At 72.5% G+C, this 25257-nt stretch carries 24 protein-coding genes; 14 read left to right on the plus strand and 10 right to left on the minus strand.

What is annotated here, in order from left to right; genetic code table 11:
* Positions 1-47: 47 nt before the first annotated feature.
* Positions 48-2651 (minus strand): trehalose-phosphatase, encoded by a 2604-nt coding sequence (gene otsB, locus GA0070618_RS16735; RefSeq protein ID WP_088982475.1) that lies wholly within the window; start codon positions 2649-2651, stop codon positions 48-50.
* Positions 2648-4048 carry an alpha,alpha-trehalose-phosphate synthase (UDP-forming) gene (locus tag GA0070618_RS16740; protein WP_088982476.1) on the minus strand — a complete coding sequence of 467 codons (1401 nt, stop codon included), beginning with the start codon at positions 4046-4048 and terminating at the stop codon, positions 2648-2650. Before GA0070618_RS16740 ends, otsB begins: the two co-directional genes overlap by 4 nt.
* Before the next feature lie 329 nt (positions 4049-4377).
* On the opposite strand from GA0070618_RS16740, the gene ettA reads away from it, so the two are divergent.
* From ettA to GA0070618_RS16760, 4 genes are all read left to right on the plus strand, one after another.
* Complete coding sequence (ettA, locus tag GA0070618_RS16745; RefSeq protein WP_088982477.1) at positions 4378-6054, plus strand: energy-dependent translational throttle protein EttA; 1677 nt, start codon at positions 4378-4380, stop codon at positions 6052-6054.
* A 2-nt stretch (positions 6055-6056) separates the two neighbouring features.
* Positions 6057-6509 carry an acyl-CoA thioesterase gene (locus tag GA0070618_RS16750; RefSeq protein WP_088982478.1) on the plus strand — a complete coding sequence of 151 codons (453 nt, stop codon included), beginning with the start codon at positions 6057-6059 and terminating at the stop codon, positions 6507-6509.
* Positions 6506-7216, plus strand: a complete 711-nt coding sequence (locus tag GA0070618_RS16755; protein ID WP_088982479.1) for a hypothetical protein — start codon at positions 6506-6508, stop codon at positions 7214-7216. The genes GA0070618_RS16750 and GA0070618_RS16755 overlap by 4 nt, the downstream gene beginning before the upstream one ends.
* 131 nt (positions 7217-7347) lie before the next feature.
* The gene (locus GA0070618_RS16760) at positions 7348-7938 is read left to right on the plus strand and encodes a type III secretion system chaperone family protein (RefSeq protein ID WP_088982480.1); all 591 of its coding nucleotides are present in this window, start codon (positions 7348-7350) and stop codon (positions 7936-7938) included.
* A gap of 126 nt (positions 7939-8064) precedes the next feature.
* On the opposite strand, the gene GA0070618_RS16765 is transcribed toward GA0070618_RS16760, so the two are convergent.
* The 3 genes from GA0070618_RS16765 to GA0070618_RS16775 form a co-directional block, all read right to left on the minus strand.
* Positions 8065-8451 (minus strand): globin, encoded by a 387-nt coding sequence (locus tag GA0070618_RS16765; protein WP_088985585.1) that lies wholly within the window; start codon positions 8449-8451, stop codon positions 8065-8067.
* 149 nt (positions 8452-8600) lie between these two features.
* On the minus strand, positions 8601-10031 hold the full coding sequence (locus GA0070618_RS16770; protein ID WP_231931763.1) for an MFS transporter: 1431 nt from the start codon (positions 10029-10031) through the stop codon (positions 8601-8603).
* A 287-nt stretch (positions 10032-10318) separates the two neighbouring features.
* Positions 10319-11296, minus strand: coding sequence for a mechanosensitive ion channel family protein (locus GA0070618_RS16775; protein WP_231931909.1), 978 nt, complete (start codon positions 11294-11296; stop codon positions 10319-10321).
* A 377-nt stretch (positions 11297-11673) separates the two neighbouring features.
* On the opposite strand from GA0070618_RS16775, the gene GA0070618_RS16780 reads away from it, so the two are divergent.
* Positions 11674-12231, plus strand: coding sequence for an HNH endonuclease (locus tag GA0070618_RS16780; RefSeq protein ID WP_088982482.1), 558 nt, complete (start codon positions 11674-11676; stop codon positions 12229-12231).
* A gap of 261 nt (positions 12232-12492) precedes the next feature.
* Here the strand turns inward: GA0070618_RS16780 and GA0070618_RS16785 are convergent, their stop codons facing one another.
* The 3 genes from GA0070618_RS16785 to GA0070618_RS16795 form a co-directional block, all read right to left on the minus strand.
* On the minus strand, positions 12493-13257 hold the full coding sequence (locus GA0070618_RS16785; RefSeq protein WP_231931910.1) for a class F sortase: 765 nt from the start codon (positions 13255-13257) through the stop codon (positions 12493-12495).
* 285 nt (positions 13258-13542) lie between these two features.
* A complete protein-coding gene (locus tag GA0070618_RS16790; protein ID WP_088985586.1) occupies positions 13543-14079 on the minus strand; it encodes a hypothetical protein in 537 nt (178 codons plus the stop codon).
* Positions 14080-14322: 243 nt separating this feature from the next.
* Positions 14323-14802 carry an Lrp/AsnC family transcriptional regulator gene (locus GA0070618_RS16795; protein ID WP_088982484.1) on the minus strand — a complete coding sequence of 160 codons (480 nt, stop codon included), beginning with the start codon at positions 14800-14802 and terminating at the stop codon, positions 14323-14325.
* Between the two features lie 144 nt (positions 14803-14946).
* On the opposite strand from GA0070618_RS16795, the gene GA0070618_RS16800 reads away from it, so the two are divergent.
* From GA0070618_RS16800 to GA0070618_RS16815, 4 genes are all read left to right on the plus strand, one after another.
* Positions 14947-15849 carry a tryptophan 2,3-dioxygenase gene (locus tag GA0070618_RS16800; RefSeq protein WP_088982485.1) on the plus strand — a complete coding sequence of 301 codons (903 nt, stop codon included), beginning with the start codon at positions 14947-14949 and terminating at the stop codon, positions 15847-15849.
* Positions 15850-15926: 77 nt separating this feature from the next.
* On the plus strand, positions 15927-17393 hold the full coding sequence (locus tag GA0070618_RS16805) for an amidase (RefSeq protein ID WP_088982486.1): 1467 nt from the start codon (positions 15927-15929) through the stop codon (positions 17391-17393).
* A gap of 54 nt (positions 17394-17447) precedes the next feature.
* The gene (gene ctaJ, locus GA0070618_RS16810; RefSeq protein ID WP_435830280.1) at positions 17448-17753 is read left to right on the plus strand and encodes an aa3-type cytochrome oxidase subunit CtaJ; all 306 of its coding nucleotides are present in this window, start codon (positions 17448-17450) and stop codon (positions 17751-17753) included.
* On the plus strand, positions 17740-18147 hold the full coding sequence (locus GA0070618_RS16815; protein WP_088982488.1) for a DUF5130 family protein: 408 nt from the start codon (positions 17740-17742) through the stop codon (positions 18145-18147). The genes ctaJ and GA0070618_RS16815 overlap by 14 nt, the downstream gene beginning before the upstream one ends.
* A 201-nt stretch (positions 18148-18348) precedes the next feature.
* Here GA0070618_RS16815 and pepN read toward each other — a convergent pair whose 3' ends face one another.
* Positions 18349-20898, minus strand: a complete 2550-nt coding sequence (pepN, locus tag GA0070618_RS16820; RefSeq protein WP_088982489.1) for an aminopeptidase N — start codon at positions 20896-20898, stop codon at positions 18349-18351.
* Positions 20899-21136: 238 nt separating this feature from the next.
* Between pepN and GA0070618_RS16825 the strand changes: the two genes are divergently transcribed.
* The 4 genes from GA0070618_RS16825 to GA0070618_RS16840 all read left to right on the plus strand — a co-directional run bounded on the left by GA0070618_RS16825 (position 21137) and on the right by GA0070618_RS16840 (position 23958).
* Positions 21137-21757, plus strand: a complete 621-nt coding sequence (locus GA0070618_RS16825) for a DsbA family protein (RefSeq protein WP_088982490.1) — start codon at positions 21137-21139, stop codon at positions 21755-21757.
* A 188-nt stretch (positions 21758-21945) separates the two neighbouring features.
* A complete protein-coding gene (locus tag GA0070618_RS16830) occupies positions 21946-22158 on the plus strand; it encodes a hypothetical protein (RefSeq protein WP_143740357.1) in 213 nt (70 codons plus the stop codon).
* 46 nt (positions 22159-22204) lie between these two features.
* Positions 22205-23404, plus strand: a complete 1200-nt coding sequence (locus tag GA0070618_RS16835) for a DUF1015 family protein (protein WP_088982492.1) — start codon at positions 22205-22207, stop codon at positions 23402-23404.
* Between the two features lie 86 nt (positions 23405-23490).
* On the plus strand, positions 23491-23958 hold the full coding sequence (locus GA0070618_RS16840) for a ribose-5-phosphate isomerase (RefSeq protein WP_088982493.1): 468 nt from the start codon (positions 23491-23493) through the stop codon (positions 23956-23958).
* A 68-nt stretch (positions 23959-24026) separates the two neighbouring features.
* On the opposite strand, the gene GA0070618_RS16845 is transcribed toward GA0070618_RS16840, so the two are convergent.
* Positions 24027-24353 (minus strand): hypothetical protein, encoded by a 327-nt coding sequence (locus GA0070618_RS16845; protein WP_088982494.1) that lies wholly within the window; start codon positions 24351-24353, stop codon positions 24027-24029.
* Between the two features lie 110 nt (positions 24354-24463).
* Here GA0070618_RS16845 and GA0070618_RS16850 point away from each other — a divergent pair, with 110 nt between their 5' ends.
* Complete coding sequence (locus GA0070618_RS16850) at positions 24464-25003, plus strand: hypothetical protein (RefSeq protein ID WP_088982495.1); 540 nt, start codon at positions 24464-24466, stop codon at positions 25001-25003.
* Positions 25004-25257 lie beyond the last annotated feature (254 nt).

Below are 25257 nucleotides of genomic sequence, written 5' to 3' on the forward strand. Positions count from 1 at the left end.
ACGGCGGCGGGGGACCGGAGTCTCCCGCCGCCGCCGGTGGTGTCAGGTCAGACCTTGAGCATGTTGTCCAGCAGCAGGGCGCAGCGGATCAGCCCGAGGTGGCTGTACGCCTGCGGATGGTTGCCCAGCCCACGCTCGGCGAGCGGGTCGTACTGCTCGGGGAGCAGTCCGGTCGGCCCCGCCGTGTCGACCATCTGGGTGAACAGCTCCTCCGCGTCGGTGCGCCGACCGGTGCGCAGGTACGCCTCGATCAGCCACGCCGTGCAGATGTGGAAGCCGCCCTCCCGGCCCGGCAGACCGTCGTCCCAGTGGTACCGGTAGACCACCGGTCCGCTGCGCAGGTCCGCCTCGATCTTGAGGACCGTGGAGAGGAAGCGCGGGTCGTCGCCGGGGAGCAGCCCGGACAGGCCGATCCAGAGCGACGAGGCGTCCATGTCCTCGTCCCCGTAGGCCACGCTGTACGCCTCGACGCCCTCGTGCCAGCCGTGCTCCAGCACGTTCGCGCCGATCCGGTCGCGCAGCTCCACCCACTCCGGCCGGTCGCCGTCGCCGTGCCGCCGGACCACGTGCAGCGCCCGGTCGACGGTCATCCAGCACATCACCTTGGAGAAGATGTGGTGGCGCGGTGGGAGGCGGGCCTCCCAGATGCCGTGGTCGGGCTCGTGCCAGCGGCGGCGGACCGCCTCGACCATGTTCTCCAGCACCCGCCACTCGGTCTCGCGCACCGAGCCCCGGGCGTCGGCCACGCCCGCGATGAGGTCGGCGATCGGGCCGAACACGTCCAGTTGGAGCTGGTGGTTGGCGAGGTTGCCGACCCGCACCGGCCGGGAGCCGGCGTAACCGGGCAGGGTGTCGATGACCGCCTCGGCGCCCAGCTCGTACCCGTCGACCGTGTAGAGCGGGTGCAGCCGCTCCGGGTGTCCGCCGGTGCGCTCGACGCAGCCGTCCACCCAGCGCAGCAGCGCCTCGGCCTCCTCCAGCGAGCCGAGGTCGACCAGCACCCGCGCGGTCATCGCCGCGTCCCGGAGCCAGCAGTACCGGTAGTCCCAGTTGCGGACGCCGCCCAGCTCCTCGGGGAGCGAGGTGGTCGCCGCCGCGAGGATCGAGCCGGTCGCCTCGTGGCAGAGGCCGCGCAGCGTCAGCGCGCTGCGGGCGACCAGGTCACGGGCGGTCTGCGGCAGGCGCAGCGAGGACACCCAGTCCTTCCACGGCTGCTCGGCGGTGGCCTGCCGCTCGTGCACCGGGAGCCGGTGGTGCTCCAGGCTGTGCGTGCCGAAGCGCAGCTCGCAGGTGACCTGTCCACCGGCGGCGGAGAGGTCCACCACCGCCTTGGCGGTCTCGTACCCGCCGTCGTTGGTCACCTGCCACTGCACGCCCGGGGAGTAGAGCGACACCGGCTCGTTGGAGCCGAGCACCAGCAGCCCGTCACCGAGCGGCTGGAGCTGCACCGCCACCTGGCCGAACTCCGGCCGGGGGGCGAACTCCAGCCTGACCCGGCCGGAGCCGGTGAGAACCCGGATCAGGGTCGAGTCGCCGGAGACGATCGTCGACCCGCTTGGCACGTCGTCGCTGGACGGCCGGTCGAGCCAGTCGGTCACGGTCAGGCCGGACCAGCGGGTCTCCACCGTCATGGTGCCGTTGCGGTACCGCTGTCCCAGCGGAATGCCGCCCCGCTCGGGGGCGACACTGAAGTGCCCGGCGGGGCTGCCGCCGACCAGGTCGGCGAAGATGGCCGCCGAGTCCGGCTTGGGGTGGCAGAGCCAGGTGATCTTGGCTTCCGGGGTGAGCAGCGCGACGGTCCGCCCGTTGGCGAGCATCGAGTGCCGCTCGATCGGCACCGCCCGCTCGCCGAACAGCCAGTGCCGCCGGGTCTCCAGCAGCAGCGCCAGCGCCCGGGCGGCCTCGATCGGCTCGGCGACCCGGAAGTGCGCCTTCGTGTCACCCGGGCCGATCTTGATGCCGATGTCCGGCCCGTGCAGGTTGCCGAAGGCGTTCTCGTCGGTGACGTCGTCGCCGATGAAGAGCACCGCGCTCGCGGAGAGCTGGGTGCGGAGCTGGTCGACGGCGGTGCCCTTGTGGGTGGCGACCACCGACAGCTCGATGACCTCCTTGCCCTGGGTGACCGTGACCCCGTCCCAGATCGCCGGACCGCTGCGGACCGCCTCGACGGCACTGGCCGCGATCTGCGGCGGCACCCCCCGGGTGTGCACCGCGACGCTGGCCGGCTTGCGCTCCAGCCGGACGCCCGGGTGGGCGGCGGCGATCTCGCGCAGCTCGTTGCGGAGCCGGGTGCGGACGGCGATCAGCTCGGGGCTGAGCCGCTCGACGAAGCCGATGTCGAATTCGGAGCCGTGACTACCGACGAGGTGGACCTCGCTGGGCAGCCGGGACAGGGCGGCCAGGTCGCGCAGCGCGCGTCCGGAGACCACCGCGACACTGGTCTGCGGCAGCGCGGCGAGCGCCCGGACGGCGGCCACCGACTCGTGCAGCGGCACCGCCTTGCTCGGATCTTCGACGATCGGAGCGAGCGTGCCGTCGTAGTCGCAGGCGACCAGAAGCTGGGGGACCCGGGCGATCCGGCCGATCGCCGCCCGCAGTTCGGGGTCGATGACCCCGTGGGTCTGTGCGGGCTCGGTGACGCTCGTGTTCACGCAGCCTCCACGCCGGGTGTGCCGAGTTCACTGAGAAACGACTTGGCCCAGTGACCCACGTCATGGGTCCGCAGGTGTCGTTGCATGATTCGCATGCGGCGGCGGGCCTCCGTCCGCTCCACGTGCACAGCCTTCAGCAGGGCTTCCTTGACCGCTTCCGGGTCGTGCGGGTTACACAGAAATGCCTGGCGCAGCTCCGTCGCAGCACCGGCGAACTCACTGAGCACGAGCGCGCCGCCCTGGTCGGCGCGCGATGCCACGTACTCCTTGGCCACCAAATTCATTCCGTCTCGCAGCGGGGTCACCATCATCACGTCCGCCGCAACATACATGGCGGCGAGCTCACTGCGAGAGTACGACTGGTGGAGGTAGTGGACCGCCGGCACGCCGACTCTCCCGTACTCGCCGTTGATCCGGCCGACTTCGCGCTCGACCTTCACTCTCAGTGCCTGGTAGTGCTCGACGCGTTCCCGGCTCGGGGTGGCCACCTGCACCATGACGGCGTCCGGAACTGTCAGCTTTCCGTCAGAAAGTAGTTCCCGGAAGGCCTTGAGGCGCAGCTCGATGCCCTTGGTGTAGTCCAGCCGGTCCACGCCGAGGATGATCGTCTTGGGGTTGCCCAGCTCCTCCCGGATCTGCTTGGCGCGTGCCTGGATGGCCGGGTCGGCGGCGAGCCGCTCCATCTCCCTGACATCGATGGAGATCGGGAACGCGCCGGCCTTGACCTGGCGTCCGTCGACCTGGATCATCTGCCCCTCGTAGCGCAGCCCGAGCAGGTGCCGGGCCAGCCGGACGAAGTTCTGCGCGGCCAGCCGCTGCTGGAAGCCGACCAGGTCCGCGCCGAGCAGGCCGCGCAGCACCTCGGCGCGCAGCGGCATCTGCATGAACAGCTCGATCGGCGGGAACGGGATGTGCAGGAAGAAGCCGATCCGCAGGTCGGGACGGAGTTCGCGGAGCATCGCCGGGACCAGCTGGAGCTGGTAGTCCTGCACCCAGACTGTCGCGCCCTCGGCCGCCACGTCCGCCGCGGCCTCCGCGAACCGGGCGTTGACCAGCCGGTACGCGTCCCGCCAGCGCCGCTTGTACGCCGGGGTCTCCACGGCGTCGTGGTACAGCGGCCAGATCGTGGCGTTGGACTGCCCCTCGTAGTAGCGCTCCAGCTCCTCAGCGCTCAACGGCACCGGGTGCAGTCGGATGCCCTCCAGGTCGAACGGCTCGGGAGCGGCTCCGGTGCCGCCCGCCCAGCCGACCCAGGTGCCCTGGTGTTCGGCGAGGACCGGGTGCAGCGCGGTGACGAGGCCGCCCGGACTACGGCGCCACTGCCGTCCCTCCGGAGTGCTCACCTCGTCGACCGGTAGACGGTTCGCCACAACGACAAAGGAGCTACGGACGGTCACGATCGGCCACCTCCGGTAAACGACGGGTCCACCGCACGAGCGTACTGAGCGTATCTGCGGTGTCTGGGGCCCCGTGCGGCAGTTACTTCCCAGGTCGGCGACCACCGAACCTGGACGTGATCTGCCTGACGTCCCCTTGACGGTGCTGCGGCGACCTGGGCGGGCGGCGCGCGCCGGTAGGGGCGGGGTGATGTGGGCGGAGCACGGCGAACCTGTCAGGATTGAGGATGGCGTGTGTGTGCCCGGCCGACGGCCGGCGGCACGCGGGCGGGCCGATCCGCCCTTCGCTCGCCGGCTCCCAATCGCAACGTACGGAGGTAGCCCGCACCGTGGCCCAGTACATCTACGTCCTGGAAAAGGCGCGCAAGGCGCACGGCGACAAGGTCGTGCTCGACAACGTGACGCTGAGCTTCCTGCCCGGTGCCAAGATCGGTGTGGTCGGCCCGAACGGCGCGGGTAAGTCCAGCCTACTCAAGATCATGGCGGGGCTGGACCGGCCGAGCAACGGGGAGGCCCGGCTGATGCCCGGCTTCACCGTCGGCCTGCTCGCCCAGGAGCCTCCGCTCAACGAGGCGAAGACCGTGCTCGGCAACGTCGAGGAGGCGGTCGCCGAGACCAAGGCGAAGCTCGACCGGTTCAACAAGATCGCCGAGCAGATGGCGACCGACTACTCCGACGAGCTGATGGAGGAGATGGGCAAGCTCCAGGAGGAGCTGGACCACGCCGACGCGTGGGACATCGACTCCAAGCTCGAACTGGCGATGGACGCGCTGCGCTGCCCGCCGCCGGACGCCGACGTCACCCAGCTCTCCGGTGGCGAGCGCCGCCGGGTGGCGCTGTGCAAGCTGCTGCTGGAGGCCCCCGACCTGCTGCTGCTGGACGAGCCGACCAACCACCTGGACGCGGAGAGCGTGCAGTGGCTGGAGCAGCACCTCGCCAAGTACGCCGGCACCGTCCTGGCGATCACCCACGACCGGTACTTCCTCGACAACGTGGCCGGCTGGATCCTGGAGCTGGACCGGGGCCGGGCCGTCGGGTACGAGGGCAACTACTCCACGTACCTGGAGAAGAAGGCCGCCCGGCTCTCCGTCGAGGGTCGCCGGGACGCCAAGATGAAGAAGCGCCTCTCCGAGGAGCTGGAGTGGGTCCGCTCCAACGCCAAGGCCCGGCAGACCAAGTCCAAGGCCCGGCTCGACCGGTACGACGAGATGGCCGCCGAGGCGGAGAAGACCCGCAAGCTGGACTTCGAGGAGATCCAGATCCCGCCGGGCCCGCGCCTGGGCAACACGGTCATCGAGGCGAACAACCTGACCAAGGGGTTCGGCGACCGGGTGCTCATCGACAACCTCTCGTTCTCGCTGCCGCGCAACGGCATTGTCGGCATCATCGGCCCGAACGGCGTCGGCAAGACCACCCTGTTCAAGACGATCGTCGGGCTGGAGGAGCCGACCGCCGGTGGGGTCCGGGTCGGCGAGACCGTCGCCCTGTCGTACGTCGACCAGAACCGGCAGGGCCTCGCCGGCGACAAGACCGTCTGGGAGGTCGTCTCCGACGGACTGGACCACCTCATGGTGGGCAAGGTCGAGATGCCGTCCCGGGCGTACATCGCCGCGTTCGGCTTCAAGGGGCCGGACCAGCAGAAGCCGACCAAGGTGCTCTCCGGCGGCGAGCGCAACCGGCTCAACCTGGCGCTGACCCTCAAGATCGGCGGCAACGTGATCCTGCTCGACGAGCCGACCAACGACCTGGACGTCGAGACCCTCTCCAGCCTGGAGAACGCGCTGCTGGAGTTCCCCGGCTGCGCCGTGGTCATCTCCCACGACCGGATGTTCCTGGACCGGGTCGCCACGCACATCCTGGCCTGGGAGGGCGACGAGGAGAACCCGGCGAAGTGGTTCTGGTTCGAGGGCAACTTCGAGTCGTACGAGAAGAACAAGATCGACCGGCTCGGCGCCGAGGCGGCCCGCCCGCACCGGATCACCTACCGCAAGCTCACCCGCGACTGAGCATGAGCGACCGGTTCGTCTACCACTGCACGCTGCGCTGGTCCGACCTGGACGCGTACGGCCACGTCAACAACGCCCGCTTCCTCACCCTCTACGAGGAGGCCCGGGTGGCGTTGATGTTCGCCGGCGGCCGGGCGTGGGGGGTCGGCTCGTTCGCCGAGGGCGTGGTCATCGCCCGGCACGAGATCGACTACGTCCGCCCGGTCGACTACGCGCTCGGTCGGGCCACCGCGGACGCGGCCCCGACCGTCCGGATCGAGCTCTGGGTGGAGGAGATCCGCCGGGCCGCCTTCACCATCGCGTACGAGCTGTACGACGGTGACGTGCTGGCCAGCCGGGCCCGGTCGGTGCTGGTCCCGTACGACCTGGCGGAGAAGCGGCTGCGTCGGCTCACCGACTCCGAGCGGACCTTCCTGGAGAACTACGCGCTGCCGCCGGCACGGGAGCCGGCGTGACCGGCACACCGGTGGCCGGCCGGCCGGCGTCCGCCGCGCCGGTCGGCCACGGCCTGGCCGGTGTCGCCGACGCGGGCGCGTTCCTGGCCAGATTGGTCCGGTTCGACCCGGCGGCGGTGGTCCGGCTCCGGCCGGTCGGCCGGTCCGGCCCGACGGCGCTCTGGGCCCGGCTGCCCTGGGGGGTGCTGGTCTGCCGGACGGTCGCCGGCCCGGGACCGGGCGACGCGACGGTCGCCGCCGCCGACCTCCTGGCCGAACTGGGCCGGGAGGGGACGGACCTGCCGGTGCGGCGGGACGCGCAGTGGCGCTGGCCGCTGCCGTCGGCCGCCGGCCGGGTGGTGGAGACCATCCCCGCCGGTGAGCTGCGCCGGTTGGCCGACGCGGCGGCCGGCACCCTGCGCGCCGCCGCGACGCACGGCGTGGCCGGACGGGCGGTCGGCCAGCGCGCGGTCCGGGACGCCCTGCTGGACCACGTCGCGGTGGTGGCCACCGGCGCGACGGGGGAGCGGGTCGAGGTGAGTCAGCGGCTGGTCCAGGGGGTGGTCCGGATGGGCTTCCTCGGGCCGGCCGGTGCCACCGTCGCGGAGGGGGTGCAGGTACGCCTGGCCAACCGTTGGACCGGCCTGGTGGCGCCGTACGGAGTGGTGTGGTCGCAGAAGGTGGCAGACCTTGCCATAAAGCCCCAGGGTGATCATCCGAACGGATGACCCCTATTCCTTCTTCTGTCCCGGGGCTGGCGTTGGGGGGATGCCTCAAGCCGGCTGTCCGGGTACCGTCCATCCTCGGATCCAACGCACGGTAGGCGTCCGGATCCGCTGGGGAGTGAGGTGCGCGAGTGATGCCGTGGTGGTCATGGCGCCCCGGCCACGCCAGTGCTGGCGAGCCGGACAGTCGGAGTGGGATCACAGTGGAGGGCAGTGTCCGGGTCGGACCACCGGCGCCACGCGAGCCGGGGGACGACTGTCTCGCCGCCGCGGCCGACCGGCCGGCACGCCAGGAAATGTCGGCCGCCGTCGCCCCGGTGACCCTCGGCCGGGTCTGCGACGCGCTCGACCTGTTGGACGTCCGCTACCTGGCGGACGGCGACGGCAACCTGCTGGCCATGTGGGAACGGCACGCGGTGCTGGTCACGCTGGAGGGGCCGGAGGACGAGATCCTGGTCATGCGGGCCCGTCCACACGCGACCGTGCCGCCGGACTGGGCCGACCGGGCCTACCGGGTGGTCAACGAATGGAACCACACGCGGCGGTTCTGCAAGGCGTACATCGGCGACCCCACCGAGCGTGGGCAGTTGCCGATCTACGCTGAGCTCCAGGTGCCGCTCGGGGCGGGCACGCACGACGCGCTCCTGGTCGAGCTGCTCGACTGTGGCGCGGCGGTCGCGACGAACTTCGTCGACTGGCTGCACGACGAGGGTGCCCTGCTCTGAGGTGACGTCGTCGGCGACGCCGGTCGGGATCCCCGACCGGCCGCTGACGTCGCTCTGCCGAATCTCCGCCCGGGTGGGTCTCGTGCCCCGAGCGGCCCCCGAGCCCGAGCGGTTACTGGGGCCGGATCAGCGGGCGGCCGGGTCGTCCATCACGTTGACCATGAAGTACGCCGCCCGCTCCAGGTAGTCCCAGAGCACCGTGGCGACGTCCGGTGGCAGGTCCAGGGAGTCGACCGCCCGGCGCATGTGCCGCAGCCAGGCGTCCCGCTCGGCGGGCCCGATCCGGAACGGGGCGTGCCGCATCCGCAGGCGCGGGTGCCCGCGCTGGGCGGAGTAGGTGTTCGGCCCGCCCCAGTACTGCATCAGGAAGAGCGTCATCCGGTCCGCGGCCGGAGCGAGGTCCTCCTCCGGATACATCGGGCGCAGCAGCGGATCGTCGGCGATCCCGGCGTAGAACTCGTCGACCAGCCGGCGGAAGGTCGGCTCACCCCCGACCGCCTCGAAGAGGGTCATCTGGTCCCGGTCGGCGTCACCTGCGGCACTCACCGCTCCATCCTGCCAGGTGCCGCCGGACCCGGCGGGTACGGCCGCCCGTGCTGCGGTGCGGGCTCCGTCACAGGGGGCGGCACGCCGTTCCCGTCACCGGCCGGTAAGGCGACGAGTCACAGCGTGGCGGTGCCGCCGGCGGCTGCCCGCCGTCCCGTCACCGGGCTCTCGTCACGGGACCCCTCAGCGGCCGGGACGACACCGCGACCCGTCGCCGCGACGGCGGTGTCGGCAGGCGTCGACGGCGACGACTCGCCGTGGGGCCGCGCGCCGGGCACCTTCGCCGCGGCGATGGCGGCGTCGAAGGCGGCGGCGCTCGGCCAGCGGGCCACCACCACGAGCATCAGGAGCACGCCGGCCGCGCTCCACAGGCCGACCACCCCGGGAATGGAGAACCGCTCGGCGAGCAGCCCGGTGACGATCACCGCGAAGCCCTGGATCACCTGCATGCCGGTCGCCATCACGCCGAACGCCCGGGCGCGGTAGCCGTCGGGCAGGGCCCGGACGAAGAGCCCGTTGGCGACCGGCAGCAGCCCGGCCACCGAGAAGCCGCAGACCGCGACGAGCACCGCCACCACGCCCGGCGGGGGGTCGAGCAGAGCCGGCACCAGCACCAGGGGGGCCAGCACGGCGAACGGGCGGATCAGGGCCACCCGGCGGGCGGGCCGCACGGCTCGCCCGATGATCAGGCCGCCGAGGATGAACCCGACCGGAGCGGCGGCCATGATCACGGCCTGGGTGGCGGCGGCGTCCACGCCCCCGCCCGAGCGCTCGCCGGCCCAGGCTCCGGCCAGTCCCTCGGGGACGATGGAGAAGAGCATCGAGCTGAACACCAGCACGGCGATCGACCGCAGCACCGGAGTGCCGAAGACCATCCGGAAGCCCGCACCGGTCTCCCGCAGCAGGGAACTGCGCGGCTCGCCGGTGGACACCCGGGGGTGGTCGCTGATCCCGAACCGGACGATCAACGCGGACGCGCCGAAACTGGCCGCGTTGACCAGCAGCGCGGCGGTGGGGCTGGCCGTGGCGATGGCGGCGCCCACCAGGTAGCCGGTCACCTGGGCGGCCTGGCCGACGCTGCTGTTCAGGGAGAGGCCGACCACCAGCCGGTCGCCGCTGAGGATCACCGGCATGAGCGCGGAGCGCGCGGCCTGGCTCGGCGGGTTGGCCAGCGTGGTGGCGAAGAGGAGACCGAGGATCGCCCACACCGGCAGGTTCGGCACGGCGACCAGCGCGACCAGCACCATCCGGAACAGGTCGGAGTTGACCATCACGGACCGGTAGCGGCACCGGTCGGCCACGGTGGACAGCAGCGGGCCACCGATCAGCCACGGCAGGTAGCTCACCGCGAACGCCGCCGCCGACAGGGCCACCGAGTCGGTCTCCCGGTAGACCAGGACGGTCACCGCGGCCTTCGCGATGTAGTCGCCGATCCAGGAGAGGGTGGTGGCCGTCAGGACCGCTCGGTACTCGCGCTGGGCGAACACTTCACCGAAGGTGGCCGGACCTTCGTGGAGGGGTCGCTCGTCGGACACCGTGGCCTCCATCGTCCCCGACGGTGCCACTCGTGGTGGTCGGGCCGGGAATCGTCGTCAGATCTACGGAGCAGCGAGGACGTGATCACGCTCCGGAGGAGCTCGTTCCCGGATTCTGCCCGATCGTCTGAAGGCTGGCTAGGGTGAACGGATTGATCGTCGCATCTCCGACTGAACGAACGGACGATACCCGAGGGGCCGGGCGGATCGCGACCCCTCCGCGGTCGGCCCCCTCGACGTTGGCCGGTCGACCGGAACGAGCCGCAGGTCAGACGGTGGTGGTCGGCCCGGCCCGCAGGTCAGACGGTGGCGGTCGGCCCGGCCGTGGGGATGCCGGGATAGAAGCGGGCCGCAGCGATCTTGGCAGTGATGCCCGAGTTCTCCAACGACTCGGCCAGCCGCCGGCGCAACTCCCGACCAACCGCGAACTGCCCGTCCGCGCTCGTCTTGACCACCGTACGGATCACCGCGCCGTCGATGGTCACCTGCTCCACGCCGAGCACCTCCGGCGGCTCCACGATCTGCGGGGCCAGGTCCGGGTCGAGCGCCACCGACGCCGCAGCGGTCCGCAGCACCGCCGTCGCCTCCTCGGTGCTGGCGAAACCGATCGGCAGGTCGACCACGACCAGGGCCCACCCCTGGCTCTTGTTGCCGACCCGGATGATCTCGCCGTTGCGGATGTACCAGAGCACCCCACGGGCGTCCCGGACCGTGGTGACCCGCAGACCCACCGACTCGACCACGCCGGTCGCCTCGCCCACGTCCACCGTGTCACCCACGCCGTACTGGTCCTCCAGCAGCATGAACAGCCCGGCGATCAGGTCCTTGACCAGGCTCTGCGCGCCGAAGCCCAGGGCCACGCCGACGATGCCGGCGCTGGCCAGCAGGGGTGCCAGGTCGAAGCTGAACTCCCGGAGGATCATCAGCAGGGCGATGCCGAAGACGAACGCGGTGACCAGGCTGCTCAACACCGACCCGATCGCCTCGGCCCGCTGCCGGCGCCGCTCGGGCACGAACTCCCCGGGATCGGTGGCGGCGGTGGGGATCCGCTCCCGCAACGGCTTCAGCAGGGTCGGCACCGACGCGTCCGTGGTGCTCCGCACCAGCCGCCTGATCGCCCGTTGCAGCAGGAACCGGGCGGCGGCGGCGAGCAGGATGATCAGCACGATCCGCAACGGCTTGAGCAGGATCCAGTAGCTGCCCTCGGCGAACCAGGTGGAGCCGGTCAGCTCGTAGACGTTCTTGCAGAGCGCGTCGGAGAGGCAGTCGGGGCTCAGCTCCGGCGGCGGGGTCTCCGCGGGAGGTGGCGTCGGGGCAGCAGCAGTCACGTCTGTCTTCGTACCGCACGCTGCGCCGGGAGCGCAGGCCACCCCGTCGCCCGACCGGCCCGTCCGTGGTCACCCTCGTCCCCGGCCGACCCACCCGGCTTCGCCGGGCGACACCGTTGATCAACCACGGCGAAACCGGCCATCGTTGCACAGTCGAAAAAAGCTTCACGAGGGACCCCGGATTAGTACGTGCAATCCGGGGTCCGATCAGGGACGATTGGCGCACGGAACGTCGGTGATCCTTCCGGCGTCGACCGCGGCTGGGCTCGTGTTGCCCGCGGTCGGCCGCGAGGACGCGACGCGGCTAGACCCGGAGGGTGAGCACGATGCCTGACATACGACCCGCAATAGGCTCCGGCGCGTTGGTCCTCAACGCCACCTACGAGCCGTTGTGTGTCGTGTCGGTCCGGCGGGCCGCGATCCTGGTGCTCACGGCCAAGGCCGTCTGCGTGGCCGACGGTGACGGGGTCCTGCACAGCGCCTTCGACGCGCTGCCGGTTCCCTCGGTGGTCCGCCTCACCCGGTTCGTCCGGGTGCCGTACCGCACCCACGTCGGGCTCTCCCGACGGGCGATCTTCGCCCGGGACGGGTGGCGGTGCGCGTACTGCCGGGGCCCCGCCGAGACCATCGACCACGTCTTCCCGCGCAGCCGGGGCGGCCGGCACGCCTGGGAGAACGTGGTCGCCGCCTGTGCGCGCTGCAACCACACCAAGGGCGACAAGACCCCGGCGGAGCTGGGTTGGCGACTGCACGCCCTGCCGGTGGCCCCCAAAGGCACGGCGTGGCGGGTGCTCGGCCACCGTGCGCCCGACCCCCGCTGGGCGGACTGGCTCGACCTGCGGGAGGGCGAGTCGGTGGCCGCGCCGGTCGCCGAGGCGGCCTGACGGGGTCCTGTGCGGCCCTGGGTGCGGGCCGAGTCCGGTGCCGTCGGCCGGGCGGGCACCCCGTGTCCGGGTGGCCGTGGGTGGCGGGGTTCCGTGGGTGGCGGGGTTCCGGGCAGCCCGACCCGCTCCGGGCGGTCAGGCTTGATCCCTGCGCGGGCCGGGCTGCCCGGAACCCTGATCCGGTCCGGGTGGTCGGTCTCCTGATCCGGTCCGGGTGGTCGGTTCCCTGACCCGGTCCGGGTGGTCGGTTCCGTGGTTCGGTCAGGGCCGGCGTGCGTTGACCAGCGAGGCGAAGACGACGACGTTGTCGGCGTAGCCGGTCGCGCCGCCCACCCAGCGGCCACCACAGGTGATCAGCCGCAGGTTGGGGCGGCTGAAGTCGCCGAAGACCTCGTCCACCGGTAGTCGTTCCTTGTCGAACCGCTCCACCGCGTTCACCTCGAAGACCGCCACCGACCGGTCGGACCGGTCGACCTCGATCCGATCGCCGGACCGCAGCCGCTTCAGGTCGTGGAAGACCGCCGGCCCGGTCGAGGTGTCCACGTGGCCGACGATGACCGCCGGACCGTACTGACCCGGGGTCGGGCCCTGGTCGTACCAGGCGGCCTCCTGGGCGCGCTTCTCGTCCGGTACGCCGATCGTCCCGTCGGCGGCGAGCCCGACGTGGTGGACGGGCGCGCGCAGGTCCAGCGCCTGGATCTCGATCTCCACCGGTGGGCTCTCGGGCAGCACCGGGAACTTCCGGGGCGGCGGGCGCAGTCCGGCACCGAGCCGGTCCGGCAGCAGGCTGGTCCCGGTGACCTGCTCGACCCCGAGCATTCCCATGACCAGCACCATCAGCGTGGCGACCACCAGCACCGGAGCCCCCGGACCCGAGCGCGCCGACCGCCGGCCCGCCCAGCGTCGGGTGGGCGTCGTCCGCCGCGGGTCGACCGCCTGCCGCCGGGCGGCCGGATCGACGACCAGCAACCCCGCCCGGCTCGCCTCCGCCGCTACCCGCCGGAACCGGTGCAGCCCGCGTCCCAGGCCGCGACCGAGCCCGAGGCCGGCGTGGCCGAGGGCGACACCCCCGTGCCACACCAGGACACCGTCGTGTCGCAGTCCCCGCCCGACGAGGACGAGCGACCACCACAGGGCACGGACCAGCCCGACCGCGCCGTGCCCCAGCAGGACGAACAGCCGCCCCGGGGCGGCCCGTCGCGGTGGGCCGGGTTCGTGGTGCCGGGTGGCACGAGCGGGAGCCCACCGGAGGGTCGTCCGACGGTCCCGACGCGGGTGGCGCTGGCGTGAGCCGGCCATGGCGTACCCCGGTCAGGGGCTCCCGGGCCGGCGGCGGCTGCCGAACAGACCCAGCCCGGCCGCGACGGCGGCGGTCACCAGGCCGCCCACGAGCAGCAGCGAGCCCGCCCCCCGGCCGCCGGAGGTCCCCCCGCCGCCGGTCGCCGGTCCCTTGCTCGGCTGGGTCATGTTCAGCACCGTCAGCACGGCGCTCGCCCGGCTGCCGTTCGGGCAGCGCAGCTCCACCGGGTAGTCACCCGGGTCGGTGCCGGGCGGAACGGTCACCGCCCCGGTGAGGAAGCCGCTGTCGTCGCGGTTGCCGTTGGGGTCGGGTTCGTTGGCGTTCGGGTCGTTGCCGCCCCGCCGGTCGCCGTGCGGGCGGAGCACCACCCGGCCGAAGGCGTCGGACGTCGCCTCCGCCTGCCGGTCGTTGTTCCGGTCGCAACTGGCCCGGATGTCCACCCGGCTGCCGGCCTGGACGGTGCTCGGCCGGACCTCGATGAAGACGTTCTCCCCCGCGTGGGCGGGGGCCCGCGTGGCCAGGACGAAGACCCCGACCAGTGCGATCATGACCAACGCCGTCGACACGGCGCGGCCGGGTCCGTGACCCCGCATGATCCTCCCCTTCCCGGCACCGGTGGTGCACTGGGTGACCCGCCCTGCATTCCCGCTGCCGGAGAGGCAAACCCGGCCCCGCCCGCCCCCGGACGGCCCCGCGCCGGCCGATTCGGGGCGGTGGCCGGGCGGCTCAGCGGATGAGCGGCGGCGGTGGGGTGAAGCGGACCGGCTCGGCGGTGGCCGGATGGGGGCGGATCAGCGGCGACGGCCGGGTGGCTCCGGGCGGTCGGTCGGCTCCGACGTGAGCGGGGTGACCGGCTGCCAGCCCAGCGGCGTGGAGAGGACCATGGTGCTGGACGGCTGGCCGTACGGCGCGAGGCGGTCGATCACCGCCTCGAACTCGTCGATCGAGCCGGCCGCGACCTTGAGCATGCTGCACGCGTCCCCAGTGATCCGGTGGATCTCCAGGATCTCCGGCCAGTCGGTGACGGTCGGGTCGTGCAGGATGCACCGGGGGCCGTAGCAGGACATCCTGATCAGGGCGAGGACACTCCGGCCCGCCCGGGCCAGATCCACGTGGGCGTGGTAGCCGGTGATCACCCCGGACTCCTCCAGCCGGCGTACCCGCTCGGCCACCGCCGGTGGGGAGAGGTGGACCCGGCGGGAGAGCTCGCTGAACGACAGGCGCGCGTCGGCTTGCAACTCCCGCAGCAGTGCCCAGTCCATGTCGTCCACGCTGAACCTTCCTTTCCTGAAGTGCTTCGACCCTTCCACCTTTGCTCCGACAGGTGGCTAAGGGCAAGGACCGTCGTTCCGGCATTCCATCTGACGTTCCGCCCGCGAGATCATGAGTAGACCGGCTCACGGAGGGAGACACAGGTGGAGAAGACGGACCTGCGGGCGCCCACCCTGACCGCGACGGTTCGCCCGCTGACCCCGCGGCAGCGCGCGGCCCAGGCGGTCCGCAACGGTGGCAGCCCGACGCTGGAGTTCACCGACCGCGTGCCGTACGACGCGTACGTGCACGCCAGCACGCTGCACACACTGCAACAGCCGCTCAGTGACGACCCGGGCGAGATGTCCTTCCTGATGGTCAGCCAGATCATGGAGCTGTACTTCGGGCTGACCTGCCACGAGCTTCGGGAGACCCAGCGGCTGCTCCGCGCCGACCGGATCGCCGACGCGTTGGCTCCGCTGCGTCGCACCGCCCTGCACCTGGAGGGGCTCAACGCCGCCTGGAAGAGCCTGCGCTGGATGACGCCGGCCGACTTCAACCGGTTCCGCGACTTGCTCGGTGAGGGCTCCGGATTCCAGTCGGCGAAATACCGGGAACTGGAGTTCCTGCTCGGGCTCCGCAACGCGAAGCTGATCCGCCCGTTCCGGCGGCAGACCGAGGTGTACGCGCAACTGCGCGCCGGACTCGAGGCGCCGAGCGTGTGGGACGACGTGATCGCCCTGCTCGCCCGGCACGGGTTCGACCTGCCGGCCGACCTGCTCGACCGCGACGTGACCGTCGAGCACGAGTCGCACCCGTTGGTCGAGTCGGCCTGGGTGCACGTCTACGCCGACGCCGGACCCGACAACCACCTCCGGCTGCTCGGCGAGGCGCTCACCACGGTCGCCGAGGAGTTCGGCGACTGGCGGTACCAGCACCTCAAGGCGGTGCAGCGCGCCATGGGCGCCAAGGTGGGCAGCGGCGGCTCGGCCGGCCTGTCCTGGCTGCGCCGCAGCATGGAGCGGGTGGTCTTCCCGGAACTCTGGTCGGCCCGCACCGCCATGTGACCACCTTCCGCCGGGGTGATGTGCCCCGACCACCTCAGCTACCTCAACCGGGCACTCGGGTGGGGCAGGATGGCGTCATGGCCGAGCCACACGACCTGAACGCGTTGGAGCAGGCCGCCGCCGTGGCCCGGGGCGACCTTTCCAGCGTCGAGCTGGTCGAGCACCATCTCGCCCGGGTCGAGGCGCTGGGCGACACCGTCGGGGCGTTCGTCACCGTCACCCCGGAGGAGGCCCGCCGGGCGGCCCGGGCCGCCGACGCGGTGCCGCCCGCCGAGCGGGGGCCGCTGCACGGCGTACCGACGGCGGTGAAGGACCTGACCCTCACCGCCGGGGTACGGACCACGTTCGGCTCGGCCGCCTTCGCCGACTTCGTGCCGATGGTCGACGCCGACGTGGTGCGGCACCTGCGGGACGCGGGGCTGGTCAGCCTCGGCAAGACCACGACCTCGGAACTGGGCTGCTCGCTCTACTCCGAGGGGCTGGTCGCGCCGCCGGCCCGGAACCCGTGGCATCTGGCGTACACGGCGGGTGGCTCCTCCGGTGGCGCGGCGGCAGCGGTCGCCGCCGGGCTGGTGCCCGTCGCGCAGGGTTCCGACGGGGGCGGCTCGGTGCGCATCCCGGCCGCCCTGTGCGGCCTGGTCGGCCACAAGCCGAGCCGCGGGCTGGTCTCCGGCGGTCCGCTCGGCTCCGGCGCGTTCGGCCTGCCCACCAACGGTCCGATCGGCCGGACCGTCGCCGACGTGGCCGCGCTGCTGGACGTCATGGCCGTTCCGGTGCCGGGGGAGCCCTACCTGCCACCTCCGCCGCCGGCCGGTGGTCACCTGGCCGCGGCCCGTCGGGCTGCGCCCGGCCGGCTGCGGGTGGGGCGGTTCACCCACCCGATGCTCGTCGACGGACCGGTCCACCCGGACTGCGTGGCCGCCGTCGACCGGGCCGCCGCGCTGCTCGCCGGGGCCGGGCACGAGGTGGTCGAGGTGGAGCCGCCGCTCGGGCCGGAGTGCTGGCCGCTCTTCGAGACCCTCTGGTACGTGCTGTCGCTCGCCCCGGTCACCCCGGAACGGGAGGGCGACCTGCTGCCGTTGACCCGGCTGATGCGTGAGCGGGGCAGCCGGATCTCCGCCGCCGCCCTGACCGGCACCCTCGCCGAACTCCAGGCGCTGGTCCGCCTCGGTGCCCGGCGGACCGCCGGCGTCGACCTGTTGCTCTGCCCGACCGTGGCCACGCCGCAGGCGCCGGTCGGCTGGTTCCATTCCGGTGTCGACCCGGCGGAGGACTTCGACCGGCAGCGACGGTTCTCGCCGTACTGCGCGGTTTTCAACCTGACCGGCCAGCCGTCCGTCTCGCTTCCGGTCGGCCGTACCGGCGAGGGTCTCCCGGTGGGCGTCCTACTCACCGGTCGGTACGGCGACGACGCGCGGCTGTTGGCCGCTGCCGCCGAGGTCGAACGGGCCGACGGCGGGTGGGATCATCGCCACCCCGCGATATGGCGGGCCGTCGGCTCCGCTAACGTGAACAGCAGCGGGGTCGGAGGGGCGACACCATGACGCCCGATCCGGCCCGGTGGATCTGGTCTCTCTTACCGCCTGGGGGCGTTGGGATTGTCTGTTACCGAGACGTTGCTGGTCTTCGTCGGCATCCCGGCGGCGGCGACGCTGGTGATCGCCGGGTTGGCCCTCGCCAGTGGTGGTCGCGGCGGCCGTGGTGGTGCCAAGCGCTACCGGCCGGGCCGGCCCTTCGACTTCACGCCGGTCTGGTTCCTCGGCCGGCCCGAGCAGCTGGCCGACTCGGCCGGCACGGCGTTGGCCGCGGGCGCACAGGCCCCCGCGTTGAGCAGCCGCAAGCAGGAGCAGGCCGGCATCGAGGCGCCGGTCGGGGTAACCGGAGGCGCAAGTGACCGTTGGTGAGAAGCAGGCCGAGGCGGGCAACCCGCCCGAGGTGCTGGACGGCCCCTTCACCACCCGGCAGCTGCTCCGCATCGACGAGGCGCTGCGCCTTGCCGACCAGGGCACCGGGCTGGTCTTCTCGGTCTTCGTCGGCGGGCTCGACGAGCCGACCCGCGAGCACGCCGAGCGGCTGCACCGGCAGCTCGCCGAGCCGGAGCGTTCGGTCCTGATCGCCGTGTCGCCCAACCAGCGTCGGCTGGAGGTCGTGACCGGCAAGCAGGCCCGCAAGCGCATCCCCGACACGTACGCCAAGCTCGCCGCGCTCTCCATGGTCGCGGCCTTCGGCGGCGGCGACCTGGCCGGTGGGATCATCAACGGCCTCGACCAGCTCGCCACGCACGCCGGCAAGGGCTGATCCACCTTCGACACGACGACACCCGGTCCGCCGCTCGGCGGGCCGGGTGTCGGTGTCTGCGGGTTCGCTGACTCAGCGGGGCCAGGCGGCCGGGTCGAGGGTCCCCTGGGTCGGCTGTGCCATCACGTCCACCTCCGTCGGTAACCGTGACGGGCCGGGGCGGGCACGGGTTACCCCCGCGCCCGCCCCGGTCGGTGCCCGTCAGGCGCTCTGGGTGTCCTTCTCGCGGGCCTTCAGCGCCCGGACCACACCGTCGCGCCCCTCGGCGACCAGCCGGCGCAGCGGGGCCGGGTGTCCCTCGCCGGCCAGCCACGCGTCGGTCGCGGCCACGGTGTCCTCCGAGACCATGTACGCCGGGTACGCCAGCTGGGTGAACTCCTGCGCCGGCTCGCTGTCCCGGTTGGCCCAGACCTGTGCCACGGTGGCGAAGTACCGCTCCCGGTAGGGCGCAACCAGCTCCACCTGCGTCGGGTGCGCGAAGCCCTGCAACAGCGCCCGGTTACGCCAGTTCGGCAGCGCCTCCGCGCCGGTGAGCTGGGCCCAGACCGCGGCCTTGTTCTCCGGCGTCGGCACCAGCGCGTGCGCGTACGCGGCCTCCCGCTCGCCGCTGGCGGTCTTGTCGCGGGCCAGCTCGGCCTCGATCTCGGGGGCGCCGGCGCGACCGTTGGCGACCAGCGACTGGAGCAGCGACCAGCGCAGCTCGGTGTCGATGGTGAGCCCGGTCGGCACGTTCGACCCGTCCAGCCAGCCCCGCAGGGTGGCCAGGTCCTCCGCCGAGCGGGCCGCCGAGACGTACGTCCGTGCCCAGGCGAGCTGGAAGCCGCTACCCGGCTCGGCGGCCTGCATCGCCGTCTTCGCGGTGCGGGCCAGCTCCGCCCAGCCGGTCGGGGCCCACGCCGGGTCGGCGTAGAAGACCAGCGTGCTGACCGCCTGGCGGAGCGTCGCGGTGACCAGGTTGATGTCGGACTCGGCGGGCAGCCCGGCGAGCGCCAGCGCCACGTAGTCGCGGGCGGCGAGTTCCGCGTCCCGGACCATGTCCCACGCGGCGGTCCAGCACAGCGCCCGGGCCAGCGACGACTCGAACCCGGCGATGTGCTGCACCACGGTGGACATCGAGCGCTCGTCGAGGCGGAGCTTGGCGTAGGTGAGGTCGTCGTCGTTGAGCAGCAGCACGTCGGCGGCCGGCTTGCCGTGCAGCGCGCCGAGTTCGGTCCGCTCCCCGGTCACGTCGACCTCGATCCGGTCCCGGCGCACCAGCCGGCCGTCGGTCAGGTCGTAGAGGCCGACCCCGATGCGGTGGGTACGTAGCGTCGGGTGCCCGGCCGGGGCGTCCTGGTGCACGACCACCCGCTCGTAGCCGCCGTCGGCGCTGATGACGACCTCGGGACGCAGCGTGTTGACCTGAGCGGTCTCCAACCACTGCGCGGCGAACTTGCGCAGTTCCCGGCCGGAGGCCGACTCCAGTTCGGAGAGCAGGTCGTCGAAGGTGGCGTTGCCCCAGGCGTGCTTGCCGAAGTAGCTGCGCAGACCGGCCAGGAACGGCTCCATCCCGACGTACGCGACGAGCTGCTTGAGCACGCTCGCGCCCTTGGCGTACGTGATGCCGTCGAAGTTGACCTCGACCGCCTCCAGGTCCGGCATCTCACAGTAGACCGGGTGGGTGGAGGAGAGCTGGTCCTGCCGGTAGCCCCAGTTCTTGCGGACGGAGAGGAAGGTCGTCCAGGCGTCGGTGAACCGGGTGGCGTGGGTGTTGCACCAATGGCTGGCCCACTCGGCGAACGACTCGTTCAGCCACAGGTCGTTCCACCAGCGCATGGTGACCAGGTCACCGAACCACATGTGCGCCATCTCGTGCAGGATCGTGTTGGCGCGCTGCTCATACTCGAAGTCGGTGACCTGCGAGCGGAAGATGTAGTGCGACTCGGCGTGCGTGACGCAACCGAAGTTCTCCATCGCCCCGGCGTTGAAGTCGGGCACCCAGAGCTGGTCGTACTTCGGCAGCGGGTACCGCACGCCGAACTGCTCGTGGAAGAAGTCGAAGCCCTGCCGGGTGACGAGGAACAGGTCGTCGGCGTCGAGGTGCTGGGCCATCGACGCCCGGACGAAGAGGCCCAGGTCGATGCCGTCGTGGCTGTCCCGCACCTCGTGGTACGGGCCGGCGCAGAGCGCGGTGATGTAGGTGCTCATCCGCGCCGACTCGACGAAGTGGACGGTCTTGCACCCCTCGGCGGCCGGCTCCTCCCGCTCGACGGGCATGTTGGAGACCACCCGCCAGTGCTCGGGGACGGTGGCGTGCCAGGTGTAGACGCTCTTCAGGTCGGGCTGGTCGAAGCAGGCGAAGACGCGCTGCGCGTCGGCGGTCTCGAACTGGCTGTAGAGGTAGGTCTCGCCGTCCACCGGGTCGACCGTGCGGTGCAGGCCCTGCCCGCTCGTCGAGTACGCGAAGTCGGCGTCGACCACCAGGGTGTTCTCGGCGGCCAGCCCCGGCAGCGTGAGCCCCTTCTCGGCCGACCAGCCGCCGGTGTCCAGTGGCGTGCCGTTGAGCGTCGCGGACCGCAGCGCCTCGGCCGCCACCTCGATGAAGGTGCTCGCCCCCGGCTCGCTGCACCGGAACCGGACCTCGGTCACCGAGTTGAACGTGTGCCCGTCGGCTGGCTGGACCGCCGACGACAGGTCGAGCTTGATGTCGTACCCGGTCACGTCGAGCAGACGGGCCCGCTCGGTCGCCTCGACCTGCGTCAGGTTGCGCACTCCCGGCACTGTATGTCTCCATCCCACTGTCAACGGCGTCCTTGCCAGCTTGCCGGCCCGGTGGCCGGACCGACAGCGGATTCGAGTCTTCCATGCAGACGCCCTGCCGGGGTGGCGAGGTTGTCCCGCCCGGTGGCCGAGGTCACCGTGGGATGCGATGCCGGGCGGCGGTGCGGGAGACGAAGATCGGGGTAGGTGTCGCGCCGCCGGCGCGGCCGGGTTCGCGAAGGGAATCACCGTGACCGAACGCGTCACCGTCGACATGTGGTTCGACCCGACCTGCCCGTGGGCGTGGGTCACCTCCCGCTGGCTGCTGGAGGTCGAGCGGGTCCGTCCCGTGGACGTCCGCTTCCACGTGATGAGCCTGTCGGTCCTCAACGAGGGTCGGGAACTGCCCGAGCGCTACCAGGAGCTGATGCGGTCGGCCTGGGGGCCGGTCCGGGTCTGCGTCGCCGCCGAGCAGCGGTACGGCAACGACGTGCTCCGGAAGCTCTACACCGCGCTCGGTACCCGGATCCACCTCGGCGGCCAGCGGGGCCCGGAGACCATCGCCGCGGCCCTGGCCGACGCGGGACTGGACCCGGCGCTGGCCGAGGCGGCCACCAGCACCGACCACGACGACGCGCTGCGGGCCAGCCACCACGCCGGCATGGACCCGGTCGGCTACGACGTCGGCACCCCGGTGATCCACGCTCCCGGCCCGGACGGCAAGCCGGTCGCGTTCTTCGGGCCGGTCGTCACCCCGGCCCCGAAGGGCGAGGCGGCCGGACGACTCTGGGACGGCGTCCTCCTGGTCGCCGGCACCCCCGGGTTCTTCGAGCTGAAGCGTTCCCGGGACGTCGAGCCCAGCTTCGAGTGACCGGGGCGGGCCCGGCCGTCGCCTGTCGAGGCAACGGCCGGGCCCTCGCCGGCCGCACCCGGTGTCCGGCTCGCCGGCCACGTCCCGTCACCGGGCATCGGGGTGGTCGTTGCATCCGGTGTCGCTCCCGCCGGTCCGTACCGGACCGTGCCCGACCCGGAGGCATTCCGATGGCGAACCACCGCCGCGTGTCCACCCGTGAGGCCGCCCGCCGGCCCGTCGCCGAGCCGGCCGCTGAGTCGTACTGGTCGGTGGACGCCGGTGCCTGGTCGTCGGTGCGGCCGGGCCTGCCCGCGCACCTGGTGGACCTGCTGGCCCCACCGATCGTGGTCGGGGTGGCGCGGGCTCCCGGCCGGCCGGGCCCCTCCGGCGGAGGAGTCCCGCGCTCGGGGCCGCGGTGACAGGGGGCCCTCTTTTCACCTGGTGGACCCGGTAGCGTCAACGCACATGACGGTCGTGCATCCGATCGCCCGGGCCTGGATCACCACTGGCGGCACCGGCGCGCAGAACTACGACGAGTTCGCCGACGACGCGGAAATCACCGCGATCATTGAGGCGAACCCGCACAGTGCCCTGGGCATCGAGATGCCCCACCGGGCGCCGGAAAGCCTGGGCAAGTCGTTCCTCGACGCCCTGCCCGACGCGGCGGCCCGGCTCGCCGAGGCCAAGGCCGACGGCAGCTACACCCCTGCGGAGCAGGTGGTCGTGCTCTACCGGATCAGTGCGGCGGGGGAGGAGCCCGCGTACGGGATCTTCGCGATGGTCGACACCGACCAGATCTCCACGAGCCGGGACGAACCCGGCCTGGTGATCCGGAACGAGGACGTCTTCATCGCCAAGGTGCGGGAACGGGTCGCGCTGGCCGAGACGCTCGGGCACCTGCTGTCCCCGGTGCTGCTGTTGCAGACCGGCACCGGCGAGGAACTGCACGCCCGGCTCGCCGCCGCCACCGAGGCGGCCGGCCCGCCCGCCGCCACCGACACCGACCAGGCCGGTCGGACGCACGCGATCTGGCTGGTCGGGGCGGGCCCGGAGCAGGACGCGCTGACCGCCCTCGCGGGCGGCGGCGAACTGGTGGTCGCGGACGGCAACCACCGCAGCCTGGCCGCCCAGACCGGTGAGCTGCCGCGTTTCCTGGCGGTGGTCACCACGCCCCGCTCGGTGGCGATCCAGCCCTACAACCGGCTGGTCAGCGAGCTGACCACCAGCCCGGAGGAACTGCTCGACCGACTCCGCGCGGCCGGCGCGGAGATCAGCCCGATCGACGGCCCGGTGGAGGTCCCGGCGGCCGGCGGCACCGTGCACCTCCGCCTCCCCGGCCGGGGGTACGCGGTCACCCTGCCCCACGACGAGCAGGGACGGCTGGAGAACCTCGACCACGCGCTGGTCGAGCGGCTGCTGCTGCGCGACGCCCTCGGGCTCGACCCGGGCGACAAGCGGATCACCTACGTCGGCGGCGACTACCCGGCGAGCTGGCTGGCCGGCGAGGTGGACGCGGGTCGCGCCGAACTCGCCGTCCTGATCGCGCCGGTGACCGTGGACGACTTCGTGGCGGTCAACCTGGCCCGCGAGAAGATGCCCCGCAAGAGCACCTGGTTCACCCCGAAGGCCCGGGGTGGCCTGGTGGTGGCAGAGCTGTCCCGCTGACCCGTACCCCCTGGTGATGTGACGAACCGGCTCCGCGGTGCCGCCCTCGGCGACACCGCGGAGGACGGCCTGACAGACTGCGCGGTATGCGCGTCTACCTGGGTTCCGACCACGCCGGTTTCGAGTTGAAGGTGCACCTCGCCAACCACCTGGCCACGCAGGGGTACGAGCTGGTCGACGTCGGCCCGCACGCCTTCGACCCCGACGACGACTACCCCGCGTTCTGCCTGCACACCGGAGACCGGGTGGTGCGCGACCCGGGCAGCCTCGGGGTGGTCATCGGCGGCTCGGGCAACGGCGAGCAGATCGCCGCGAACAAGATCGCCGGGGTACGGGCGGCGCTCGCCTGGAACACCGACACCGCCCAGCTGGCACGGCAGCACAACGACGCCAACGTGGTCGCGGTCGGCGCCCGGCAGCACACGCTGGACGAGGCCACCGCGATCGTGGAGGCGTTCCTCGGTACGCCGTTCTCCGGCAACGAGCGGCATGCCCGCCGGATCGCCCAGGTCGCCGCGTACGAGACGTCCGGCAAGCTGCCCGACCTGCCCTGAGGCGTGGCGGACCTGCCCTGCGGTGGGTGGACCGGTCCGGATGGGCGGACCGGCCCGCAGCCGGGGGGTCAGCGACCGGAGCGGGGCAGTTCGTCGCGGGGCACCCAGTTGCGTCGCACCAGCACCAGGCGGGCCTCGGCCTCGGCCAGGTCCTGCTCGGTGGGGCGGCTGGCGTCCCGCGCCCGCAGTGCCGCCGTGATGCCGACCTGCGAGGTGCCCGAGCCGACCAGACCACGCAGGCCCCGGTCGCCGTCGCGCTCCTCCGGACCACCACGTCGGCTCGGGGCGGGTGTCCCGTCGTGCGTCCCGGCGGTCGTCGCCGAACCGCCCGCCTGCTCCCGGTCGTGCCCGGTCGGGTGACGCAGGCGCCGTCGCCGACGCTCGGTGTCCGCCATCAGCCGACGGTACCGCACCGGGGGATGCGCGCGCGGGGCCTGCGGTACGCGCTGGCTACCCTCGGAAGGGACAGACCGATCCGCAGGGCCGGCGTCAGGGAGGAAATGAGATGTCAGACCAGACACAGCCGTGGGCGGAGCGGACCGTGGAGGTGCCGAAGGACTCCGGCCCGGTGGTTCCTCCCCAACGGGACGGGTTCCAACGGGGAGTGGCGTCGGTCGGCCGGCCGAAGGCCCCGCGTACCGAGGCGTTCCCGGCGGTCGAGCCGGAGGAGCCGACAGGCTGGTTCTCGCCCGGCCCCAGCCGTCCGCTGAGCTGGTATCTGGCGCAGTGGCGCAACGGGGCCGAGTGGAGCGCCGCCGGAGGGCTGTTCGCCTTCGTCTGCTGGGGCATCTGGGCGATCTCCTCCCGAGGCGACCTGACCTCCCCGGTGGTGACCTTCCTGCTCACGCTCCTGGTCGCCGCCGGTCTCTTCGCGCTCGCCCGGCTGCTCGGCCGGCTGGTCTGGGAACGGCAGCTCGGCCGGGTGCGGCGCAGCGCGCGGGGAGCCCACGCGGTGACCGCGGTCTTCCTGGTCGGTGTCGGTATCGCCTATCTCCAGCAGACCGACTGGGTGGTCTCCGCCTGGAACTGGGTCACCGGCGGCTGAGGCGTACCGCAGGGCAGAAATGACGCCCGGGTGGGTCGGCATTTGCCACCCCGCCCGGGCGTCGTCGTCGCGGCCCACCGCGACAGCGGTCCTCCTCCACCAGGCCGACCGGGCTTACCCGGTCGACCGCGGTTCATCCCACCGGGCCGCCGGACGGCCGGCGGGTGTGTCGCCGCCCGGTGTGGGTGGTAGCAGGGGCCCCTTGTTACCGCTTTTTGCCGAGCAGGGGGCCCCTGCAAACACCCAACGCCTGC

It is taken from the genome of Micromonospora echinospora, from assembly GCF_900091495.1.
Taxonomy (GTDB): domain Bacteria; phylum Actinomycetota; class Actinomycetes; order Mycobacteriales; family Micromonosporaceae; genus Micromonospora; species Micromonospora echinospora.